Consider the following 15,677-nt stretch of genomic DNA (forward strand, 5'->3'; position numbering starts at 1 on the left):
TTTAAGTCCTTTGGATGTTAAATTAAGACATGTGTAATTACTCACGAGGAGCTTCACCCTGATAAATCAGCTATCCGTGCATTGTAAACGCTAAAGGAGGAAATTAGTAAACAGGCATTGCAGGGTCAATTTCCCTTGCCCACGCTAAAATTCCACCTCTAAGATTATAAAGATTATCGAGTCCATGGTTCTTCTCTAACCAAAGCAACATATCACCACTTCGCTTGCCGCTGCGGCAATGAATAATAACCTGTTTATCTTTCGCTATCTTGTCAACATTGTTTGGTATTTCCGACATAGGAATGAGTTCACCTTCAATATTGCAGATATCATATTCGTAGGGTTCGCGCACATCAATAAGTTGAAAGTCAGCACCTTCTTCTTTAAGTTTTTGCAATTCCTGTACAGTGATCTCTTTCATAACCTGATCTTTTTTTGTGTTCAAAGATTTGATATTATCCTGACTTATGCCACAAAAATCTTCATAATCAATTAAAGATTTTATTGATTCCCTGGCATTTCTATTCTTTATCGAAATTTTGGTTTGTTCCATCTGTAACCCGTCAAATATCAAAAGTTGGTTTGCTAATGGTTCACCTTTCGCCGCAATAATTTTAATTACTTCAAGAGCCTGCATACTTCCTATAATTCCAGGAAGCACACCGATTACGCCTGCCTGGCTGCAATCCGGCACGGCTTCAGGAGGGGGCGGCTCTGGGAAAAGGTCACGGTAGTTAGCACTATAATCCCCATCTTCCTGCTTCAGATTAAAAACTGCAACCTGTCCTTCAAACTCCAGGATGGACCCATATACAAGGGGTTTGTTTAAAATTACGCAAGCATCATTGAGTAGATATCGTGTTGGAAAATTGTCTGTACCATCAAGTACTACATTATAAGGCGTAATTATAGAAAGCGCATTCTCAGAAGTAATCTTCTCTTTATAGACGGCAATCTGACTATGGGGATTAATTAGCTTTAACCTTTGCGCTGCCTGCTCCGCTTTACTTTTTCCCAAGTCATCTTCTGTATACAAAACCTGACGTTGAAGATTTGAAATATCGACAACATCATGATCAACAATTCCAATAGAGCCAACTCCCGCGGCAGCAAGATACAGAAGGGCAGGGGAGCCAAGGCCACCTGCACCTACCACCAGAACTTTTGAAGCCTTAAGCCTTTGTTGTGCTTCTACTCCAAAACCTTTTAATATAAGGTGCCTGTTGTAGCGTTTAAGTTCTTCTAAAGATAATATTGACATTATATCAAAGGTAATTGCGATCTTTAAATTGCCAAATCCGTAAATGGTATAGAATATAAATAAATGGCGCTATAATTGCTGCTCACACCCCAAACCCTAGATATGGCAAAAATCTTTACCCTCTTTTTGTTGGTCATGCTTTTGAACGTACCTGTGTTTGCACAGATAGATGAAATTAAAAGCGCATCTCGTTCAAATAGCAACTTGGATGGAATATCAGGAAGTGGCTCTGGTCTTGTTGTAGATCTGTTTTTCAATTTCATGCTTAGTGGTATGATTGAAACGCAGCAACAAAAACTTGCACAAAAAGAAGATAATCCCAGTATCGTTTCTCTTGATGTTATTCTGCAAACTGCAGTACACCCTACTGATTATTATATCGTAAATCCCAGGGTACGGGCAAACTGGGGGTTGTTCTCAACGGACTTTCGCCTAAACTATCTTATCAGGGACGACATTGATGGCGTACAATATTTAAGAACGAATGACTGGCAAATCCTGCAACTCAACCTTATAACAAAGAAAGATGTTACACTACGCGTTGGTGGAGGTTTTATGCAGGAAGCTTTTAATGATCATTCTGCTTTCACGGAATGGACAGTAGGCGTTCAGGCATTCCCTGTAAATAGTAAAATGGGAGGTGCCTTCGAATATAGAGATGCTGAGCCAAGGAAAGAGGTCAGTGCACAGGCCCTGTTCAAATTATTTGATTTTCGAGCCCTTCATGGATATTTTTCCGCCGGAGCTGTATATCAGCGGTATTATCGCAGTATTAGTACCTGGGGCCTTCAGGGTGGCTTAATTTGCAGACTTTATTAAAACCTCCTTCCTGCAAGTTCGGCTACTGTTTCTCCTATGGACAATGACGACGTTGCAGCCGGCGAAGGCGCATTGCAAACATTAATAACCTTACTCTCTTCAAGAATAAGGAAATCATCAACAAGGCCTCCTGTTCTGTCGCACGCCTGTGCCCGTACACCTGCACCACCTTCTACAAGATCGCTTTCCTGAATTTCTGGTATAAGTTTCTGCAATGCTTTTGTAAATGCTGCCTTTGAGAAAGAGCGGTACATTTCACCAAGTCCTGTGCGCCAGTATTTCTTTGCTACTTTCTGAAAACCCGGCCAGGCCAGAGATTCACCAAGCTCTTTTAAATTAATATCAGACTTCTTGTATCCTTCACGACTAAATGCGAGCACAGCATTAGGCCCTGCCTCAACACCGCCTCTCATCATTCTGGTAAAGTGAACACCAAGAAAAGGAAAATTAGGATCAGGCACAGGGTAAATAAGATTCTTGACGAGATACTCCTTGTCTTCTCTTAGCTTATAGTATTCACCTCTGAACGGAATGATCTTGACATTCACATCCCGGGTTGTAAGTCCGGCAATCTTATCAGAATATAATCCTGCGCAGTTTACCAGCAACTTACTTTCATAAGAGCTCTTGTCAGTCTCAACAAATACACCTGCGTTTTCAATTTTTATATTCACTACACGCTGCCCAAAAACAATTTCACCACCACGCTTTCTGATTTCCTCGGCATAATGTTGTGCTACAACCTTATAGTCTACAATTCCTGTTTGAGGAACAAAGAATCCGGCCAGGCCCGTTACATGCGGCTCATATTCTTTAAGCTCTTCGGGCTTTAGCATTTTAAATCCCGTTAGGCCATTCTGTTGCCCGCGTTCATACAGGTTTTTAAGCAAGGGTAATTCTCTCTCTTCGGTCGCGACTACTATTTTACCACAAAGCTCATAGGGTATGTTATGTTGTTGGCAGAAGTTGATAAGGAGGTTGTATCCATGAATGCAATTTCTTGCTTTCAAGCTACCGGGTTTATAATAAAGCCCTGAATGAATAACACCGCTGTTATTGCCTGTCTGATGTTTGCCCACCTCGTTCTCCTTTTCTATTACAAGAACTTTTAACGACGGGTTTTCGGTGAGCTTTAAAGCTGTGGCAAGTCCTACAATTCCGCCACCAACAACTATAATATCGTAACGCACAAATGAGAAAATTTCCGCGAAGCTAAGCATTTTGAAAGTAAATCAGAGGGATGTATAGGCGGGTTAGCACATAAAATCATGTATTTCATGCGAGGTCAAGTCTCTGCAGCATTAACGCTTAAAATGGCCTATTTAAGACGACATTTTAACAACCTATGTAGCCCAGGTCAAATACGTTATACCGGAATTAACCGCAACGATTTATGGCTTTTAAGGACTACCTGAGCCGGGTGGTTCCGGCACTTGAGCCCAAGATCAGCCATACTTGAGCCGTATATGAGCCGTATAAGCTGCGTTTTTAGCGTAATTTGGGGCCTTATACGGCTCATATACGGCTCAGATACGGCTCAACCCCCACTGAAATACGGCTTAACCCCTAAATTCTTCGGTTTTTACGCCTTTTAAAAGTTCGAGCTTTCCGGGCTCCCACAGCTAGTAAAAGAAGTATTTACTGGGCTTTAAATTAATACCTAGCCGAAGCATGTTTGTGTGTTGCTTGAAGTTCAGAAGGTTTTCCGCATAGCCTTTAAACCATTGCATGGAGATGTAAATATTCCCCTTTTTACCGAGGCGGTAACTCACCTGTGTTCGCATAGAGCCTTTCCAATCCCACTCTGTTCCTTTTCTGGCGGCCATATCAAATATCAGTTTTTCCTGTAGCACTCGCCAGTTGATTGTAACTTCTCCATAACCAATATATTTTAGATAGTTGGATGAATAGGAAAAGGGAATCCATGCCTGCCCTGTAATAATCAAATTCTGCCGTAACACTTGGGCATAAGTAAAGCTTACGCGATTTATGCTTCTGGAATAAATGCTGTCTCTCCCGTTCGATTCATGTTCAATAAGCACAGAGCCAGCTCCTTTAAATTCATGATTATTGAAGATTAATCTACCTAAACCAAGCCCTGGATTATAATTGCTTTCGGAGAAAGGACTAGAGGATTCGTATACATTCCAAAAAGAGCGTTGTGTGTAAGTGAGAAAAAGGTAAGTGTTAAAAGGAAGCACGGCATTTGTAAGACGGTGCTTGAAACTGATCTGAAATTTTACATCAGCACTTTGACGTGTGATCTCTTCATTTAACGGAATGCCCGTGATAAAATAATTATCCTGAAAGATTGTAAATGCAGGAGCGTTTTTCAGAATGGCATTGACGGAGTCTTCAGAAATGTTTTGAGCTTGTGTGAATGAAGAAGTAGATATACAAATCCAAATACAGAAGCATTTGAATGTGTGTGCGTGGTAGTCAGGCATTTAAAAGCGTGATGGCGAAAAGTAAATAAAATCACGGGCGAAAATAAAGAAATTCAGCATCTGCAAGAAGGGAAGACGAAGAGGTAAAATATGAAGAACGAATTAAATTGTTTCCTTAATCTTATCATGTAATAGCAACATCACTGCAATTTGACAGCGGAATATTAAAACGGACGGCAATTTTTACTTTATTCCTAAAAATAAAATTTCAATAGCTTATTATTGTCAGGATAAGTTGGGATACTTTCAATTTAACTTTAGCGCATCTGGGTTTTAAATACTTAAACATGATATTACGAAAGGTATTACTTGTTCTGTTGTTCATTCCATTTTTTGTTTCAGGTCAGACACGTGTGCGACAATCTCTTAATACCAGTTGGAGTTTTTATAGAGGTTCCCTTGACGTAAGTAAACTTGAAGATACACTGCAACAATGGACTACCATTTCCATTCCTCACAGTTATAACACACACGATGTGCTTGACGATACGCCTTCGTATTACAGAGGCGATGCATGGTATAAAAAAGTTTTGTATGTGTCTCCATCACTTAGAAACAAGGAGCTGTATTTGTATTTCGAAGGCGTAAACCAGGTAGCTACTGTTTTTGTAAATGGAAAACTGGCAGGAGAACATAAAGGTGGATACACCTCGTTCAGACTAAAGATTAATGAACATTTAAGGCCAGACCAATCGTTAAATGTTATCGCGGTAAAAGTGAATAATGCTTTTAACGAAGACATTCCCCCATTAACGGCTGACTTCACTTTCTTCGGAGGCATATATAGAGATGTTTATCTTGAAGCCTATAGTCCCGTTCACTTTGATGTAGATAATTTTGCTTCTGATGGTGTTTTTGTTACTACACCCTCGGTAAGTGAGGGCAAAGCGCTTGCAAATGTTGGAGGAAAAATTGTAAACACATCTTCGAACGAAAAGACACTTCTTATCACAAACCGTTTATTTGATAGAGAAAGCCAGCTTATAAGTTCACAGGAAACAAAAATAAAACTGAAGGGTACGGCAACCACGTCTTTTAATCATAGTAATATTTCTGTTGCAAATCCAACATTATGGAGTCCCGAAAATCCTTACCTGTACAGAGTGGTAACTACCATTGCAGATGCTAAAACAAAAGAAGTTTATGATGAGGTTAGTAATCCTGTTGGCTTCAGGTGGTACTCATTTACTGCAGACAATGGTTTTATTCTTAATGGAAAACCCTGCAAACTTTGGGGAACATCGCGTCATCAGGATTATCCCTTGATGGCAAATGCGCTTCCTGATGCTTTGCATGTAAGGGACGTTGAGATATTGAAAGAGATGGGAGGTAACTTTTTAAGGATAGCACATTACCCGCAAGACCCTGCAGTATTGGAAGCTTGCGACAGGCTTGGTATCCTTACATCAGTTGAAATTCCTGTAGTAAATACAATTACGGAATCAAAAGCATTTACTGATAATGCGGTCAACATGCAGCTTGAGATGATCAGGCAAAATTATAATCATCCAAGTATTGTAAGCTGGGCGTACATGAACGAGGTATTGCTTCGCTTGCCTTTTGCGAACGATAAGCCGAGACAGGAGGTGTACTTTAAAAATGTTGTAAAGCTGGCGAAAACGTTGGATAGTTTAACGCGCAAGGAAGACAAGGAGCGTTACACCATGGCAGCTTTTCATGGCAACTACGACTTGTATAAACGTCTCGGTCTTATTGATATTCCCATGGTAGCAGGTTGGAATTTATACCAGGGATGGTACAGTCCTAACATTCACGGCTTTGGTGAATTTCTGGACAAGCACTATAAAGAATTTCCTCATAAGCCGGTAATCATTACTGAGTACGGTGCAGATGGTGATCCGCGTATACGAGGTTTTGCTCCGATTCGTTTTGACAAGACTGTTGAGTATGAAACCTATTACCACAAGGTATACCAGGAGGCAATTGCACGGAGACCATTTGTGAGCGGAGGTTTGATTTGGAATCTTGCTGACTTTAATTCAGAGACCCGTGCTGAGACAATGCCTCACATCAACAATAAAGGCATTCTGGATTCTTACCGAAATCCGAAGGATACATACTATTATTACCAGGCCTTCTTGCTGAAGAAACCATTTTTAAAAATAGGATCTCGTGGCTGGACTTTAAGAAGTGGTGTTGCTGTATCGGAAGATAGTCTGATTAATAGGCAACAAATCGAGGTTTATACCAACCAGCAGAACAGCATTAAAATGACGAATAACGGTAAGGTTGTAGGGGTAGGAAAACCCGTGAATAATGTAGTAACCTTTGATGTGCCCTTTACAAATGGCATAAACCAATTGGTGGCGCAGACAGAAGATGGAGGGGTGAGCGATTTTGTCGAGATCAAATTTTTACTGCAACCCCATCAGCTCACTTCAGTTAAACTTCCTTTTAGAGAAATTAATGTAAGCCTGGGTGATAATAGGTGTTTTACGGATCCTGTATTGCAACAAGTGTGGCTGCCAGAAAAGCCCTATGAGAAAGGAAGCTGGGGATATGTAGGAGGGAAAGTATTTGAGCCGGCAAATAAGGCGAGGCAGCAATATGGTTCTGATAAAAACATTCTTAATACTGAGTATGATCCCATATACGAGACACAGCGCGTAGGAATTAATGAGTTTAAGCTTGATGTGCCCGATGGTTATTATGAAGTAGTGTTACATTTTGCCGAGTTACTCGGCGGGGCTGTAAAGGAGGCACTCGTTTACAACCTTGGTAATAATGATAATGCAACCTCTGGTTTAAAAGGAAACAGAGCGTTTAATGTTACCATTAATGGGCATCAAGTAATAGAGAATCTTTCAACAATCAATTATCTTGTACCTGAGTCAGCGTATGCTGTCAAGACTCAAATTTGGGTTAAAGATAAAAGAGGTATTACTCTGGGTTTTAAAGCGATTGAAGGAGAAACTATTTTGAATGGTTTACAGGTAAGGAAAATATTTTAAACAATAGCAGGATTATTTCACTGCCAGAGATGGAAGGGCATTAGTTAGCATGCCTCTGAATACAGTACTTTCGATCGTGATCACTTAAGCAAATTTATCATCCGCTTGGTATGAAGGCCGTTCAACGGAAGCAAGATGAGTTGGTGTAATCTTCTGTTAGTTTAAATTTTTAACCCAAGGCACACTTGAAATTCCTATCTGGATGGTTTTACCTCTCAATTGAATCATGCCCGATGATGTAGCAGCAAATTTAAAATAAGTGATTATTGCTTTATCAATTCCGAGGGAGCGGCGTAACAAGAGCCAGGAAACACTTGCACAAAACCCGGCATATTTATGAGCATACTAATTTACTATTTTGACGAAGTCTGTTGTTAATTAACTTGTTTTAGTTAAACCTTCATACTCCCGGTTTTGTAGGCACAGTATTTTTTTAGGCCATGGCATGGAAGCAGTCGAATTGAATAATACTATTATCCAGGAAATGACACAGCTGTTGGAGAAGACTTCAGTTGAATCATTTGCTCCTGTTATTACGGAAACAGCTTCTGATGAACAAACTTTAGAAGCTATTCTCATAAGCCTTAAGACTATCAACGCCCGGTACGATAAAAACGATGCAATTGTACAGATACGAGGTTTGATGGAGAAGTATAACATTCAAATTGATGAAATACTTGAACAGATTAAATATTAAACGCATCGGATAGGAGTAAACATGGAGCAGACATTGATCAACGAGTTAATCAAGTTAATGTGCCGTAGTGGGGGAGAACATTTTGTGGGTAATTTCCAGAAGGAGATTAATGAAGAAGGTGAGGCTGAGGCATGGACAAAAAAAGAAATTGAGGAGGCAGTGAATCACATTAGGTATATGAACGATTATTTTGGTAAGGAAGAGGCAATAGCAGTTATTACCAATTTAATTGCTCGGTATAATGTTGATGTAAAAGAAGTATCATTAAGAGAGAATACTGCGCACCAAAAAATAGGTATGTAATTTTAGAATAAAGATTTTGGGATTGATTGAGGGGAAGGCAAGGGGTTATAGCTAAAAGCTATAGCCCTTTTGTTTTTTGTGGGGAGCAGATGTTGGTAGGGCCAGTTGAATTAATCTTTTAACTAAAAACAACAATTTCTTTTACGTCGCGTTAGAAAACGTGTTCGAATTGTGGGGACTGACTGTTAACTTTGACACTCAAGACGCTACCCCATGACTAAAAGAATACCTCTTTTTCTGTTCCTGCTTTTTTGCAGTGATGCGTTGCTGTTTGCCCAGCAGGATAGCGTCAGAAGCTACGTCACAAAACGGTTGGAAGGAGATCCTCCAAAAATTGATGGTATCTTAAATGATGCAGCATGGGAGCAAGTTCCTTGGGGTGGCGGCCAATTCAGGCAAAAATTACCAGATGCAGGGGCTCCGGCTTCAGTAGAAACATTCTTCAAGATTTTATACGACGACAAGAATTTATACATCGCCTTCAGAAACTTAGACCCGGAACCAGGCAAGATAGTTAGTCGTATGTCCAGGCGTGATGGTTTTGAAGGAGATTGGGTAGAAATTAACATTGATAGTTATAACGATAAGCGTACAGCTTTCTCTTTTACTTCTTCTGTTTCCGGTGTTAAGGGAGACGAATATGTGTCCAATAATGGAGACAACTGGGATGCAAATTGGGATCCTATCTGGTATCTTAAAACTAGTATAAATAGTGAGGGTTGGATCGCTGAATTGCGAATACCTTTAAGTCAGTTAAGGTTTGCAGACAAGCCGGAACTTGTATGGGGTTTTCAGATTCAACGTCATTTTTTTAGAAATCAGGAAGTTTCTAATTTTCAATACATACCACCTGATGCGGCAGGATGGGTTCATCTCTTTGCAGAGCTTAGAGGTATTAAGGGAATTAAGCCACAAAAACAACTGGAGGTTCTTCCATATATTGTAACAAAGGCAGAGCGATTTGAAAAGGAGGAAGGAAATCCGTTTATGACGGGCAGCTCTTCGGGAGTTGATGTAGGTGTTGATGCAAAAATTGGTATCACAAGTGATATTACACTCGACTTATCCGTAAATCCTGACTTCGGACAGGTGGAAGCAGATCCTTCCCAGGTTAACCTTTCCGCCTTCCGGCTTTTCTTTGAAGAGAGAAGGCCATTCTTTATTGAAGGTAATAATACTTTAAACTTTCCAATTGTAAGTTTTAATAGCAACAACCTATTCTATTCAAGAAGAATCGGGAGGACTCCTCAGAGGGAAATAGAAACAGATGAAAGTGGTGAGGATAATACTGATGAATATGTAAAAACAACGAAGAATAGCACCATTCTTGGCGCAGTAAAACTTACCGGTAAGAACAAGAAAGGATTTTCATGGGGACTGTTAGAATCCGTAACGGCACCTGAAAGAGCTAGTGTTGATAGTTTAGGACACAGGCAAAAACAAATGGTAGAACCTCTTACAAACTATTTTGTAGGTCGCGTACAACAGGATATAAACAAGGGGAATACAGTAGTTGGGGGAATGATTACGGCCACAAACCGGCGTATTGAAGACAAAGGACTGAACTGGCTACACGATAAGGCATATACAACAGGTGTTGACTTTCTTCATCATTGGAAGAATAGAACATATTTTATTAATGCACGTGGTGTTTTGAGTTATGTAGGTGGTTCAACTGAAGCAATTACAAATACGCAAAAGGCCTCTGAGCGGTATTTTCAACGCCCTGACAATAATCATAAGAATGTAGACACTACGCTCACTTCTCTTTCCGGTACGGGAGGGGTGTTGATGCTGGGAAAGAAAAGTGGTAAACTTATTTTTGATGTAGGGTATACGTGGCTTTCTCCTGAACTGGAGCTTAATGATATTGGCTTTCTTTCCCAAACCGACATGAATTCCGAATGGGTTTGGATGGAGTACCGTATGCTTAATCCTGTTGGAATCTTTAGATCTATGCGTTACAGTTTAGTGCAGTGGCAGGATTGGGATTTTGATTGGAAAAATATCGGCCATGGTTATGAGTTAAATGCTAATCTTGAGTTTAAGAATTTCTGGAATTTTAGTGCCGGAACTTCGTATACGACACATGGAATATCCAATGCCGATCTAAGGGGTGGTCCTTCAATTCGTTATCCTGGAAACTTTACTTATTGGTTTTCGCTGGCCACTGATAGAAGGAAAAAACTGAGCGCCGATATAGAGCCACAATGGAAACGAGGCTTCGAAAACTACATGAAAAGTACTACTGTAAATGTTAATTTAAATTATACACCTATAAATGCTTTTCGGATAACTGTTTCACCGAGTATTAGTAAAAACAGGAATCAAATGCAGTACGTGGCCACAGGCGATAGTGAGTACGGTCAGAAATTCGTTGTTGCTGAGTTAAACCAAACAATTGCACGTGTAACTGTAAGAATGACATATATGGTTACACCAGATCTTTCAATACAATATTACGGACAACCTTTTGGTACATCAGGAAGATATACTAAGTATAAAGGTATAATTAATGGAAGCGCCTCTCGTTATAATGACCGTTTTGCTTACTTACCACACAATGGAATGACGATGAAGGAAGATGTTTATCATGTTGATGATGATCTTGATGGAGTAACAGATTTTACATTTGATAAACCCGATTTTAATATAGGCCAGTTTAGGTCTAATCTTGTTATGCGATGGGAGTATGTTCCAGGATCGGTTGTGTTCCTTGTCTGGTCTCAGGAAGTAAACGGAGAGTTTTATAGCAAGACTGGTAGTATGACAGAGGGCTACAATTTTTACTTCCCGGATAAGGCTCACAATATTTTTCTGCTAAAGTTTACTTACAGGTTTGTCAGGTAAGAGAAACAGTTTTCTTACCTTCAACTACTACTACACCCCACACCATCTTCATACAGTATTACCTACTATTAGTTCTGCGGTCATCTGCAGTAATGCTTTATAAGGAATAACTCCATAAGTCACTACTCATATAACTTCCGTCAAATGATGTTGTAAGATTATTAAGTAAGGTTATTACAGTAAAAGCTTGTAAAGTAAAGTATTATTGACACTGTCCTAATGCAACCCATATAATAATGAAGACGATTATGGTGCCGAAACATCCGCCTCCTAGTTTTTTGGCTCCGTATCCTGCAATAAGGGCGCGAAAGAAATTGTTCATAAATTGAGTGTATTAATATGTTTTAGAGCCATGCTTAAAACTTTGTGCCAAAGCAGCAATGTCGTAGATGCCATTTTACTTGTTTAGTGTCTCTTTCTTTCCTTGACACTGTCCGTTAATTACACAAGTAAAGCGTATCACCTTTGCTTGTTCAGCAATCCATAGCCATTCATCCGGCAATTGGTCGAAGGAAAAGCCCTTACATCATCGGAGCTTTGAATCAGGTATAATTTTTAATACTTGCTTCGTTAAACAAAGAAGTAGTTTCATGTATCTTAAAGCGACAATTAATCATGTAATTGTCATATGTATTTTATCTTTCTTATCCTTTAAAAGCCATGCTCAAGAAGTCTCTATTAATACAAGAGAGCTAGAAGCATTAATTAAGGAATGGAATTATGCCAATAATGTTAGAAGTTCGAAAGCTTTTGAAAGAGTGTATGCAGAGCAATTATTGTTTTATGCAGCTAATCTTACTAAGCAACAGAGTATTGAGCTTAAGAAGGAATTCTTTCAAAAGAATAGGGATGCAAAACAACGTATTGTATCAGGCCTTGTTTTTACTCCATATGCCAGAGGAGTAGTTAAATGCGATTTTAAAAAAGAGGTGTATCTAGACTCGCAGTGGAAGAGCTTCACATCGTATCTACTTTTTAGTAAAGAAAATGGTAGATATAGAATTGTAGGGGAGAGTGATTCCGACACCGACCGTAAACAGAGGTTTACATTACCTTTAGGAGAGCCCCTTGCCGGCGCTGTAAAGTCAGGTGCTTCTTTTAATATTGAAACGAAAAAAGAAAGTGCTTCGACTGATACAACGTTAGTGAAAATTGATACTACTTCATCAAAACCTTCTGTCAAAGAAGTAGCAGAAGAAGAAGAACCTAAACAATTACTTGATTCTGCAATTTCAAACGTTGAGGCTGTGGCTAAGCAATCTCTGGGCGATACTGTAACAATTCCTACAGCTCTCTTGTACGGCTTAATCGGATTTGCTGTTTTTATAATTATACTGGTGATCTTAATGAAGAGGAAATCAGGTGAACCAAGCGATTTTCAGTCGACAACGGGTAAGCGTATTACGAATTTATCTAAGAGAAGGAAAAAAGACCGATATCAGGAGAGTCAACATTTGTTTGAAAACTTTGTCATTACACTCTTTGATCCGCTTTATTTTCAATTAATGTATAGGAATACTGAGAATATTGAAATGGGTAATCCTGACCTAAGGTTTGAGTATAGACAAAAGGACGTAAATTTAAAGTTGGCAGTTAAGTGTTTTTATCTTGCTTCTGCCAACAAAGACACAACTATTCATGTCAGCGATCTCAATTTATTCGTGCAGTATTGTTTAGAGAGAAATCTGGATCCATATTATATACTTGGTGTAGATGGAGATCCAGATGATCCTAAAGAATTATACTTTATTCCTCTTAAAGCAATTAAAGCATCAGTAATAGGATATGAGCAGCTTGCACCTTATCGCAAATCGGGGATGTTTTATTATAACAGCTCGCTACAGCTTAAATAAGAACAAAGAACCATTACGTTGCAGTTAATTACCAAAAGCGGAAATAACAAGATCGCGCTCTCCACCATAATCTCTATGTTCGCATAAGTAGATACCTTGCCAGGTGCCAATATTTAGTCGGCCTCTTGTAATTGGTAAAGTTACCATACTCCCTAACAACGAAGCTTTCAAGTGAGCTGGCATATCATCGGAACCTTCTGTAGTATGTTTATAATAAGAGGCATTCTCAGGAACAATTTTATTAAAATGACTTTCAAAGTCAGCTCGCACAGTAGGGTCAGCATTCTCATTGACCGTTAGGCTTGCTGATGTATGTTTAATAAATACTTGTAATTGGCCCACATTTATTTCCTGTAGCTCGGGAATTGCTTTTTCTATAATAGAGGTAATAAGATGAAAGCCTCGTTTGTAAGGCGGGAGGGTAATCTCTTTCTGAAAGTATTTCATAGTAATAAGCCAGGTGTTAGTAATTGAATAACAACTTAAATAAACTATGACTCTTCATTATAGTATATTTTATAAAATTTTCTGCCATCCTCCTCGATTCCCTTTTCTATAAGGTTTTTATCTCCATGAATGTAAATGTGAAAGTTTCTATCAAGTTTGAGAACGCTTTTAAAAACACGCGATTGTCTCTTTACAGCAGACGATGAGATGTCAAATTCGCTGACAATATGTATATCATTTTCGTCCTGAAACTCATTCTTAAATTTCTTAAAAGATTGAATCACCTCCTGGTGCTCAAAGACGGAAGATGCAAACTCCTGCTCATCGAACTGTTCATTCTTTTTAAAGTAAGCTATAGATCGATTGAGATAGTCTATCTGGTCAGCCTTCGTAACTTCAAAGTCTTCATCCAAACGACTTGTTACGAAATCTTTAGCAAGGCTCAAGTAATTTTGAGTTTGATAATAATTGTCAGCAACCGGCTTTAACTTCAGAAACTGGTCCTTCCAGTATTGTGCCTCACCTGAGTTTTGGTTATCAACTACACATACGCGATAACCTTCCGCCTGGTCCATATTAAGGATAAGGCAACCTTTTTCAAGACGTTTTATATTGACACCGTTATCGTGTTCAACAAAATATTGTGTTTCTTCTTCGAGTATCTTTAGAAACGTGTCCTTATTCTCTGATTTAAATATTCCGATAGCATCGACAAATTCGTTTTTGAAATTGCAATCTTCGAAGTGTACAATGTAAAGTTCACCTGTTTTTATCTTTGGATGGTCAGAGTATTCATAAAGAATGTTCGCCAGGTCTTTAGACTTTTCTACAAATGAGGTTGCCGAGTCGAACATTGTCATTGCTATCGTGTAGACCTCATTTAAGTCGAGGGAAGTGACGTGATGAAAATTATAATATATTGGCTCTTTAAATGGAGACAGAAAATAGGAGTGAAGTACTTTTGATAACTCTGGCTGCATTGAAACGTCTACAATTTCATCAGAAAGTTGCACCCCATCCTCCAATATTTTGTTTCCTACTTTATGGATAATCAGCTTACTGATTTTTGCTTCCCCGAAGTCTAGCATTCTATCTTCTTAAATTGCAATTATAATACAATTGGCTGCATGATGATACTCTAAGTAGTATTCCGGTCTGATTTTGCACCGCAAACCGAATAGTAACCGCAAAATTATTTTAAAGATATTCCTAAACAAACGTTTTCGGAATCGATATTTTTATTAAATTCGGTTATCCCAAACAAACTTCCCAATGTTCGCAAATTACCCTTTAACCGAACTTAAACAGGATTCTTTACCTCTTCAGGATGAATCTGCAAAACTTGGAGATAGCGTTCTTTGGCAAAGATTTAAGCAGGGAAATGATCTTGCTTTTTCCATTTTGTATAAGAAGTACGTTCAACGTCTCTTTAATTATGGAATGCACACCTGTTACGACAGAGAGCTTGTGCTTGATACTTTACAGGAGTTGTTTGGTAGACTTTGGTCAAAGCGGAGTGAGGTCGCTGATGTTGATGTAGTAAATTCTTATCTCTATAAATCTTTTAGAAGGTTACTGGTTAACAAAATCATAAACAAAAGAAAACAGACATTTATCCTTATTAATAATGGGGATCAGTCTTTCGAAATTCTGTCTTCTATTGAGGATTCCATTGTGTTGCAAGAAACTACAGTAGAACAGTTTACCAAACTCAAACGTGCTATTGCAACCTTAACAAAACGCCAGCGTGAAGTAATCTTCCTTCGATTCTACAATGATTTAAGCTGCAAGGATGTGGCTTCGGTGATGGAAATGTCGGTTGAATCAGTTTATAATCTTGTAGCAAAAGCAATAGAAGCCCTGCGGATTACACTCAAGGGTAATCGATAAGCGTCCCCTCTCAAATTTGTTAATGGTGTGTTCTGAAAATTTCATTTCAGCGTTATCCCTTTTTCGTTTTCAAACCCGGAAAGGCATCTCTTTAATTAAATTCTTTTTTTTTAAAAAAAAATAATTGATTAAAAATGA

Annotated in this window: 12 protein-coding genes; 7 read left to right on the forward strand and 5 right to left on the reverse strand. The window is 38.9% G+C overall.

Going from position 1 to position 15,677, the window contains the following annotated elements:
• Nucleotides 1-103: 103 nt before the first annotated feature.
• On the reverse strand, nucleotides 104-1,261 hold the full coding sequence (gene moeB, locus KK060_RS10170) for a molybdopterin-synthase adenylyltransferase MoeB (protein WP_302180047.1): 1,158 nt from the start codon (nucleotides 1,259-1,261) through the stop codon (nucleotides 104-106).
• Between the two features lie 102 nt (nucleotides 1,262-1,363).
• On the opposite strand from moeB, the gene KK060_RS10175 reads away from it, so the two are divergent.
• Nucleotides 1,364-2,080: a hypothetical protein gene (locus KK060_RS10175; RefSeq protein WP_254153616.1), complete on the forward strand. Its 717-nt coding sequence runs from the start codon at nucleotides 1,364-1,366 to the stop codon at nucleotides 2,078-2,080.
• On the opposite strand, the gene lhgO is transcribed toward KK060_RS10175, so the two are convergent.
• Complete coding sequence (gene lhgO, locus KK060_RS10180; protein WP_254153617.1) at nucleotides 2,077-3,300, reverse strand: L-2-hydroxyglutarate oxidase; 1,224 nt, start codon at nucleotides 3,298-3,300, stop codon at nucleotides 2,077-2,079. The genes KK060_RS10175 and lhgO overlap by 4 nt on opposite strands.
• 402 nt (nucleotides 3,301-3,702) lie before the next feature.
• The gene (locus KK060_RS10185) at nucleotides 3,703-4,527 is read right to left on the reverse strand and encodes a phospholipase A (protein ID WP_254153618.1); all 825 of its coding nucleotides are present in this window, start codon (nucleotides 4,525-4,527) and stop codon (nucleotides 3,703-3,705) included.
• A 287-nt stretch (nucleotides 4,528-4,814) separates the two neighbouring features.
• Between KK060_RS10185 and KK060_RS10190 the strand changes: the two genes are divergently transcribed.
• From KK060_RS10190 to KK060_RS10210, 5 genes are all read left to right on the forward strand, one after another.
• Nucleotides 4,815-7,499 carry a glycoside hydrolase family 2 TIM barrel-domain containing protein gene (locus tag KK060_RS10190; RefSeq protein WP_254153619.1) on the forward strand — a complete coding sequence of 895 codons (2,685 nt, stop codon included), beginning with the start codon at nucleotides 4,815-4,817 and terminating at the stop codon, nucleotides 7,497-7,499.
• A gap of 445 nt (nucleotides 7,500-7,944) precedes the next feature.
• Complete coding sequence (locus KK060_RS10195) at nucleotides 7,945-8,196, forward strand: hypothetical protein (protein ID WP_254153620.1); 252 nt, start codon at nucleotides 7,945-7,947, stop codon at nucleotides 8,194-8,196.
• Between the two features lie 21 nt (nucleotides 8,197-8,217).
• Nucleotides 8,218-8,499 carry a hypothetical protein gene (locus KK060_RS10200; RefSeq protein ID WP_254153621.1) on the forward strand — a complete coding sequence of 94 codons (282 nt, stop codon included), beginning with the start codon at nucleotides 8,218-8,220 and terminating at the stop codon, nucleotides 8,497-8,499.
• A gap of 213 nt (nucleotides 8,500-8,712) precedes the next feature.
• Nucleotides 8,713-11,349 carry a DUF5916 domain-containing protein gene (locus KK060_RS10205; protein WP_254153622.1) on the forward strand — a complete coding sequence of 879 codons (2,637 nt, stop codon included), beginning with the start codon at nucleotides 8,713-8,715 and terminating at the stop codon, nucleotides 11,347-11,349.
• Between the two features lie 590 nt (nucleotides 11,350-11,939).
• Nucleotides 11,940-13,202, forward strand: a complete 1,263-nt coding sequence (locus KK060_RS10210; protein WP_254153623.1) for a hypothetical protein — start codon at nucleotides 11,940-11,942, stop codon at nucleotides 13,200-13,202.
• Nucleotides 13,203-13,226: 24 nt separating this feature from the next.
• Here the strand turns inward: KK060_RS10210 and KK060_RS10215 are convergent, their stop codons facing one another.
• Nucleotides 13,227-13,649 (reverse strand): secondary thiamine-phosphate synthase enzyme YjbQ, encoded by a 423-nt coding sequence (locus KK060_RS10215; protein WP_254153624.1) that lies wholly within the window; start codon nucleotides 13,647-13,649, stop codon nucleotides 13,227-13,229.
• A 44-nt stretch (nucleotides 13,650-13,693) separates the two neighbouring features.
• Complete coding sequence (locus KK060_RS10220; protein WP_254153625.1) at nucleotides 13,694-14,737, reverse strand: nucleoid-associated protein; 1,044 nt, start codon at nucleotides 14,735-14,737, stop codon at nucleotides 13,694-13,696.
• Between the two features lie 184 nt (nucleotides 14,738-14,921).
• Between KK060_RS10220 and KK060_RS10225 the strand changes: the two genes are divergently transcribed.
• Nucleotides 14,922-15,539 (forward strand): RNA polymerase sigma factor, encoded by a 618-nt coding sequence (locus KK060_RS10225; protein WP_254153626.1) that lies wholly within the window; start codon nucleotides 14,922-14,924, stop codon nucleotides 15,537-15,539.
• The last annotated feature ends 138 nt before the right edge of the window (nucleotides 15,540-15,677 follow it).

Origin of the sequence: Chryseosolibacter indicum (assembly GCF_018598585.1) — a bacterium.
In the GTDB taxonomy this organism is placed as follows: domain Bacteria; phylum Bacteroidota; class Bacteroidia; order Cytophagales; family Cyclobacteriaceae; genus Chryseosolibacter; species Chryseosolibacter indicus.

Bases quoted from the DNA above. Each gene is read 5' to 3' on its own strand.
- moeB (WP_302180047.1), bottom strand. From the start codon at position 1,261: ATGTCAATATTATCTTTAGAAGAACTTAAACGCTACAACAGGCACCTT.
- KK060_RS10175 (WP_254153616.1), top strand. From the start codon at position 1,364: ATGGCAAAAATCTTTACCCTCTTTTTGTTGGTCATGCTTTTGAACGTA.
- lhgO (WP_254153617.1), bottom strand. From the start codon at position 3,300: ATGCTTAGCTTCGCGGAAATTTTCTCATTTGTGCGTTACGATATTATA.
- KK060_RS10185 (WP_254153618.1), bottom strand. From the start codon at position 4,527: ATGCCTGACTACCACGCACACACATTCAAATGCTTCTGTATTTGGATT.
- KK060_RS10190 (WP_254153619.1), top strand. From the start codon at position 4,815: ATGATATTACGAAAGGTATTACTTGTTCTGTTGTTCATTCCATTTTTT.
- KK060_RS10195 (WP_254153620.1), top strand. From the start codon at position 7,945: ATGGAAGCAGTCGAATTGAATAATACTATTATCCAGGAAATGACACAG.
- KK060_RS10200 (WP_254153621.1), top strand. From the start codon at position 8,218: ATGGAGCAGACATTGATCAACGAGTTAATCAAGTTAATGTGCCGTAGT.
- KK060_RS10205 (WP_254153622.1), top strand. From the start codon at position 8,713: ATGACTAAAAGAATACCTCTTTTTCTGTTCCTGCTTTTTTGCAGTGAT.
- KK060_RS10210 (WP_254153623.1), top strand. From the start codon at position 11,940: ATGTATCTTAAAGCGACAATTAATCATGTAATTGTCATATGTATTTTA.
- KK060_RS10215 (WP_254153624.1), bottom strand. From the start codon at position 13,649: ATGAAATACTTTCAGAAAGAGATTACCCTCCCGCCTTACAAACGAGGC.
- KK060_RS10220 (WP_254153625.1), bottom strand. From the start codon at position 14,737: ATGCTAGACTTCGGGGAAGCAAAAATCAGTAAGCTGATTATCCATAAA.
- KK060_RS10225 (WP_254153626.1), top strand. From the start codon at position 14,922: ATGTTCGCAAATTACCCTTTAACCGAACTTAAACAGGATTCTTTACCT.